Source organism: Stenotrophomonas sp. UBA7606 (genome assembly GCF_002477705.1).
Lineage (GTDB): Bacteria > Pseudomonadota > Gammaproteobacteria > Xanthomonadales > Xanthomonadaceae > Stenotrophomonas.
The window spans coordinates 1-6,102 of record NZ_DLJW01000114.1 but is presented as its reverse complement, the minus strand read 5'-3'; the positions used below and the strand labels follow the sequence as shown (position 1 = coordinate 6,102).

General features: G+C 66.0%; 7 protein-coding genes and 1 pseudogene. 3 read left to right on the top strand and 5 right to left on the bottom strand.

Features of this window, described 5'->3' with window-relative positions; translation table 11 throughout:
* A partial coding sequence (gene purM / locus B2527_RS15185; protein WP_293715398.1) for a phosphoribosylformylglycinamidine cyclo-ligase occupies positions 1-575 on the bottom strand: 575 nt, incomplete at its 3' end.
* Between the two features lie 97 nt (positions 576-672).
* Between purM and B2527_RS15180 the strand changes: the two genes are divergently transcribed.
* From B2527_RS15180 to hda, 3 genes are read left to right on the top strand one after another with little or no spacing between them, the layout of a single operon-like run.
* A complete protein-coding gene (locus B2527_RS15180) occupies positions 673-1,803 on the top strand; it encodes a DUF2066 domain-containing protein (protein ID WP_293715395.1) in 1,131 nt (376 codons plus the stop codon).
* Positions 1,800-2,975, top strand: a complete 1,176-nt coding sequence (locus B2527_RS15175; protein ID WP_293715392.1) for an AI-2E family transporter — start codon at positions 1,800-1,802, stop codon at positions 2,973-2,975. Before B2527_RS15180 ends, B2527_RS15175 begins: the two co-directional genes overlap by 4 nt.
* Positions 2,972-3,673 carry a DnaA regulatory inactivator Hda gene (gene hda, locus B2527_RS15170; RefSeq protein ID WP_293715390.1) on the top strand — a complete coding sequence of 234 codons (702 nt, stop codon included), beginning with the start codon at positions 2,972-2,974 and terminating at the stop codon, positions 3,671-3,673. Before B2527_RS15175 ends, hda begins: the two co-directional genes overlap by 4 nt.
* Positions 3,674-3,798: 125 nt before the next feature.
* On the opposite strand, the gene murU is transcribed toward hda, so the two are convergent.
* The 4 genes and pseudogenes from murU to B2527_RS15150 form a co-directional block, all read right to left on the bottom strand.
* A complete protein-coding gene (murU, locus tag B2527_RS15165; RefSeq protein WP_293715387.1) occupies positions 3,799-4,503 on the bottom strand; it encodes an N-acetylmuramate alpha-1-phosphate uridylyltransferase MurU in 705 nt (234 codons plus the stop codon).
* On the bottom strand, positions 4,500-5,510 hold the full coding sequence (locus B2527_RS15160; RefSeq protein ID WP_293715385.1) for an aminoglycoside phosphotransferase family protein: 1,011 nt from the start codon (positions 5,508-5,510) through the stop codon (positions 4,500-4,502). The genes murU and B2527_RS15160 overlap by 4 nt, the downstream gene beginning before the upstream one ends.
* 46 nt (positions 5,511-5,556) lie before the next feature.
* A complete protein-coding gene (locus B2527_RS15155; RefSeq protein ID WP_293715382.1) occupies positions 5,557-5,829 on the bottom strand; it encodes a GlsB/YeaQ/YmgE family stress response membrane protein in 273 nt (90 codons plus the stop codon).
* Positions 5,830-5,907: 78 nt separating this feature from the next.
* Positions 5,908-6,102: pseudogene (locus tag B2527_RS15150) on the bottom strand (peptidase M20); the annotation flags it as partial.

The following is a 6,102-nucleotide window of genomic DNA, read 5'->3' as shown; positions in this document are numbered from 1 at the left end:
GAGGAGGCGATGCCGATCAGTACGTCGCCCAGCTGAACGGCCGAGCCGTCCTTCAGCTCGCTCTTTTCCACTGCGGCCACGGTGAAGCCGGCCAGGTCGTATTCGCCCGGGGCGTACATGTCCGGCATTTCGGCGGTTTCGCCGCCGATCAGGGCGCAGCCGGCCTCGGTGCAGCCATTGGCGATGCCGCCCACCACGGCTGCGGCGGTGTCGATGTCCAGTTTGCCGGTGGCAAAATAGTCCAGGAAGAACAGCGGCTCAGCGCCCTGCACCAGTACGTCGTTGACGCACATGGCGACCAGGTCGATGCCGATGGTGTCATGGCGGCCCAACTGCTGGGCCAGCTTCAGCTTGGTGCCGACGCCGTCGGTGCCCGAGACCAGCACCGGCTCGCGGTACTTGTTGGACAGGTCGAACAGGGCGCCGAAGCCGCCCAGCCCACCCATTACTTCCGGGCGGAAACTGCGCTTTACCAAGGGTTTGATGCGTTCCACCAGTTCATTGCCTGCGTCGATGTCGACACCGGCGTCACGGTAGGTCAGGGGAGAGTTGGCGGAAGTCGGGGTGCTGGTCACGGTCGGCTGCGCTGGCGGGGTTAACGCCGCATTTTAACAGGCCACGTTGGCGCGAAGGCCCCATTCGGGCAACAATTCACCCCGGAACCATCGAACAATGGAAACTTCAATGCGCCGCAGCCTGGCCCCACTCCTGTTTTTGCTGCTTTGCCTGCCGATTGTGGCGGTGCAGGCACAGTCCGGCATGCGTACCGAAGGCGACGTTGCCAGCGCGCAAGGCGCCTACGAGGCCGAAGTTCCGGTCAACAGCCAGAGCGAGGCCGACCGCAATGGCGCCATGGCCCGCGCGCTGGGTGCCGTACTGGGCAAGTTGTCGGGCGATCGCAGCACGCTGACCCGCCCTGGGGTGGCCCAGGCGCTGCGCAACGCCAAGGACATGGTGCAGAGCTACGACTACCGGCAGGACCAGAGCGTGGCGGCCAGCGGTGCGCCGAGCTACCGGACCATGCTGGTGGCGCGCTTCCGCCAGGACGACGTTGATGGCCTGGTCGCGGCACTGGGCCTGCCGGTATGGCCGCAGCCGCGGCCCAAGCCGGTGGTCTGGCTGGCCATCGATGATGGCAGTGGCCCGCGTCTGGTCGGCGTACAGCAGGCAAATGCCGCGCGCCCGCTGCTGGACCGGGCAACCGACCGTGGCTACCGGCTGGGCCTGCCCAATGGCGGTGCGGCCGAGCAAGCACTGGTGGGTGCCATCATGCGCCAGGATACCGCTGCCATCGCCCGGGCCTCGGCCCGCTATGCCCCGCCCATGCAGCTGGTAGGCAAGCTGTACCGCGCAAAGAGCGGCGGCTGGCAGGCCGACTGGGTCTTCGTCGACAACGGTCGTGAGCTTTCCAAGTGGACCACCCGCGATGGCGATGCGCGCCGGGCCATGGCCGGTGGTGCCGACGGTGCTGCCGATGCGCTGGTGCGCCGTTATGCCAAGGCCCCGCCGGCGGGTGCGGCGGGCACCTACCGCATTGCGGTCAGTGGCATCCGCAGCGCAGACGACTACCTGCGCATGTCGGCGTCGCTGCAGGGCGTTGCCGTGGTCAAATCGATTGTCCCGGTACAGGCGGTGGGCGACCGCTTGGAGCTGGATGTGGAACTGATGACCGGCCTGCCGGGTTTGAACCGCATGCTCGGGCAGAATGCAGCGCTGCAGCCGGTGGGCGGGGCTGCCGACAATGACTTGACCGATGCAGAGGATGCGCCGGTCACCAAGCAGGGTGAGTACCGTATTCGATGAGCGCAGATAGCCCGGAAGCTGAAATCGCGCTGTTCCTGCGCCGCCTGAAAATGGTGGTGCTCACTGGCTTCGGGCTGTGGGTGACGTGGTTGCTGGCGCCCATCCTCACCCCGTTCGTGGTCGCGTTGATGCTGGCGTGGCTGGGTGATCCGCTGGTGGACCGGCTGGAAGCACGCGGCCGCTCGCGCAATACCGCGGTGGTGCTGGTGTTCGTGTTGATGATCCTGTTGCTGACGCTGGCGCTGCTGATCCTGGTGCCGTTGATCCAGAGCCAGATCGAGACGCTGGTGACCGCCCTGCCGCAGGGGCAGGAATGGCTGTTGGGCACGGCGATCCCGTGGATCGAGCAGAAAACGGGGTTGGAGATCATGGCGTGGCTGGATCCCAGCCGCCTGTTCGAGTGGGTGCGCAGCCACTGGCAACAGGCAGGCGGGGTGGCGACCACCTTCTTCGGTTACCTGTCGCGTTCGGGTTTTGCGATGGTGGCCTGGGTGGTGAACCTGGCCCTGCTGCCGATCCTGACCTATTACTTCCTGCGCGACTGGGACAAGCTGGTCGAGCGGGTGGCCTCGCTGGTGCCGCGCAACCATATCGAGCTGGTGTCACGGTTGGCCCGTGAGTCCAACGACGTGCTTGGCGCCTTCATCCGCGGCCAGATCGCGGTGATGATCGCGCTGGGCGTGGTGTATGCGGCAGGCCTGAGCCTGGTCGGCCTCAACCTTGGGCTGTTGATCGGGCTGGTGGCCGGGCTGATCAGCTTCATCCCGTATCTGGGCGCCACCACCGGTGTGGTGATGGCGGTGCTGGCCGCGCTGGTGCAGTCGCAGGGCTTCGACCTGAAGCTGTTGACCCTGGTGGGCGTGGTGTTCACCGTTGGCCAGCTGCTGGAAAGTTATGTACTTACCCCGCGTATCGTGGGCGACAAGATTGGCCTGCATCCGGTGGCCGTGATTTTCGCGGTGATGGCCGGTGGCCAGTTGTTTGGTTTTCTTGGCATGCTGCTGGCCTTGCCGGCAGCAGCGGTGATCAACGTGCTGCTGCGCTATGCGCATGAACGTTATCGCCAAAGTGAGTTGTACGCCGGCCATGGGCCGACGATCGTGCTGGACCCGCGCAACATCGAAGTTCCCGCGGAGCTGGCCATCGTGTCGAAGGATGTAGACCCGAAGTGAGTGTTCCGCAGTTGCCGTTGGCCTTGCGTTATCCGCCGGACCAACGATTTGAAACCTTTATCGGCGCGCCTGATGGTGCGTTGGCCCAGTTGCGTGCGGTCGCCAGCGGCGACAGCCAGGATTGGATCTATCTGGTCGGTGCCGGTGGCACCGGCAAGACGCACCTGGCATTGGCCACCTGTGCGGGGGCATTGCAGGCTGGCCGCCGTCCGGCCTACCTGCCGTTGCAGGCCGCCGGTACACGCCTGGCCGAAGCCCTGGAAGCACTGGAGGGGCATGACATCGTTGCCCTGGATGGGCTGGAATACGTGGCTGGCAGGCGCGAGCAGGAAGTCACCCTGTTCGAGTTCCACAACCGTGCCCGTGCCGCTGATGTGACCGTGATCTACACCGCGCGTCTGCCACCTGATGGGTTGGGCCTGGTGCTGCCCGACCTGCGTTCGCGCCTGTCGCAGTGCAGCCGCATCACCCTGGAACCGCTGGACGACGAAGGCCGCGGCGCGGTGCTGCGCGAGCGCTCGGTACGGCGTGGCCTGGTGATGGACGAGGCCACGCTGGATTGGCTGCTGACGCGCACGGGCCGTGACCTGAGCGGATTGGTGACCTTGCTGGAGCGGCTGGACCGCGAATCGCTGGCGGCCAAGCGTCGCATCACCGTGCCGTTCCTGAAGCGGGTGCTGGAGAACGGGCAGGGCTGATTGCGGGGAGCGGTTTGCAGCAGCAGCGGTGTCAGCGGCGAAACCGGCGCTGCCTGCGCAAACAAAAAGCCTGCAATCGCAGGCTTTTTGCATCCGGGCCTCACATTGCTGCGCGGCTGCTGCCGCTACTGCATCAGCTGGGCTTCCAACTGTTGCAGGCGCTGCGGCGTGCCGACGTCGGTCCAATGGCCGCGATGGTGCTGGCCGCTGATCGCCAGGGCATCCATGGCCGCACGCAGCAGTGGCGCGAGCTTGAAGCGTGGTGGGATTTCCGCGCTGCCGTCGGCACCGCCGATCACTTCCTGCCATCCCTGCAATAGCTGCGGGCGGTAAACGCCGATGCCGGCGAAGGTCAGGCGCGCCTGGTCACCCACATCCCGCAGCTGGCCATTGCCCTCGAGGATGAAGTCGCCGCGAGGGTGGTGTTCGGGATTGTCGACCATCACCAGATGCGCTTGGCCTTCCGGTTCCTGCGGCAAACGGGCGAAATCGAAATCGCTCCAGATATCACCATTGATCGCCAGGAACGGCGCATCGCCCAGCAGCGGTAGCGCGTTGTGCATGCCGCCACCGGTTTCCAGCGGCACCGGGCCTTCGTACAGATAATGCAGGCGCAGGTTCCAGCGGCTGCCATCGCCCAACCGCTCGGGGAACTGCGTGGCCAGCCAACTGGTGTTGACCACCACATCGCTCACGCCCAGCGCGGACAGACGCTGCAGGTGCCATTCGATCAATGGCGTGCCGGCCACGGGCAGCAGTGGCTTGGGCGTGTGGTCGGTGAGCGGACGCATGCGCTCGCCCAGCCCGGCGGCAAAGATCAGCGCCTTCATGCCGCGGCCTTGGCAGCCATGGCGGGCTTGAAGCGGCGCTCGAACAGGTCCTGCAGGGGCGCCAGTTCCGGGTAGCGCGGCAGCACTTCATCCAGGTAGCGGATGAAGCGGGGGGCATCCTCGAAGTAGTGGCCCTTGCCATCGCGGTCGCGCAGGCGCACGAACAGGCCGAGGATCTTCAGGTGGCGCTGCACGCCCATCCAGTCAGCGTCGCGCAGGAATTGCGGCCACGGCCGCACCGGCAGGCCAGCGGCCAGGGCGCGGGCGTGGTAACGGGCCAGCCAGCCATCGACTTTTTCCAGCGGCCAGCTGAGGAATGCATCCTTGAACAGGCTGGCCGGGTCATAGGCGATCGGGCCGCTGACCAGGTCCTGGAAATCCAGTACCGCCGGGCCAGCATCGACCGGCATCAGGTTGCGCGGCATGAAATCGCGGTGGGTCAGCACCTGCGGCTGGTTGAGTGCATTGTCCATCAAGCGCCGTTGCACCAGCTGCAGTTGTTCGCTTTCTCCGCAATCCAGGCTGAGGCCGAGGTGGTGCTGCACGAACCATTCCTCGAACAAACCGGCGTCGCGCTGCAGCAGTGCCTCACCGAACGCGCCCATGCCCTCGGGCACCGGGATCGACTGCAGCCGGATCAGCTGGGTGAAACTGGCATCAAACCACGCATCGGCATTGTCGTCGTTGATGAAGCGCGCCAGCGTCGGCCCGCCCAGGTCTTCCAGCAGCAGGAAGCCGTGCTCGACATCGCGTGCCAGCACCTGCGGCACGCGCACGTTGTTGGGCTCGAGCAGGTCGTGCATGCGCAGCCATGGCCGCACGTCTTCCAGCCCCGGCGGCGAGTCCATCACGATGTGGCTGCCACGCGTGCTGGTGCTGCGCCAATAGCTGCGGAAGCCGGCATCGACCGATGCGCGTTCAAGGGTGGTGGCAGGGTCGCCGAGTGCGGCAGCGGCCCACTGCCGGCGGTGTTCGGTACGCAGTGGATCGGAAGCGGGATCGTTCATGGACACTACAGTGAAGCGGCGCCCGCAGGCGCCGTTGGGAGGGGAATCAGCGCTTGCCGCCGCTGATCAGGCGCAACAGCGCCAGCAGGGCGATGGCACCGATGATGGCGCCGACAAAACCGGCCGGCTGACCGGCGGCATACCAGCCCATCTCGCGGCCGAACCAGCCGGCGAAGACTGCGCCGGCAACGCCGAGCACGATGGTCAGCAGGCAACCCATGCGGTTGTTGCCGGGCATGAAGAAGCGCCCCAGCAGGCCGACGAAGAAACCGATCAGGATGATGTACAGCCAGCTGTCGCTGCCAAACAGTCCGCTCATATGCCTGTCCTGCCAAAGAAAAACGCAGCCTAGCAAGGCCAGGCTGCGTTCGTCATCAAACCATCAAGCGCTGGGCAATCAGCAGCAGCCGTGACCGCCGTGGCGGGTGCCGCTGTCGGCGGCCACCGGCGAACCGCTGGTTTCGCCGCGCAGGCTGGCGGCGTGGTGGTCGAACAGCACCTTGGACACGCAGGAGGTGACCCGCTTGCCCATCGGGATGTGCAGGAACTCGTTCGGGCCATGCGCATTGGAATGCGGGCCGAGCACGCCGGT

Bases quoted from the DNA above. Each gene is read 5' to 3' on its own strand.
- B2527_RS15155 (WP_293715382.1), bottom strand. From the start codon at position 5,829: ATGAGCGGACTGTTTGGCAGCGACAGCTGGCTGTACATCATCCTGATC.
- B2527_RS15180 (WP_293715395.1), top strand. From the start codon at position 673: ATGGAAACTTCAATGCGCCGCAGCCTGGCCCCACTCCTGTTTTTGCTG.
- B2527_RS15160 (WP_293715385.1), bottom strand. From the start codon at position 5,510: ATGAACGATCCCGCTTCCGATCCACTGCGTACCGAACACCGCCGGCAG.
- murU (WP_293715387.1), bottom strand. From the start codon at position 4,503: ATGAAGGCGCTGATCTTTGCCGCCGGGCTGGGCGAGCGCATGCGTCCG.
- B2527_RS15175 (WP_293715392.1), top strand. From the start codon at position 1,800: ATGAGCGCAGATAGCCCGGAAGCTGAAATCGCGCTGTTCCTGCGCCGC.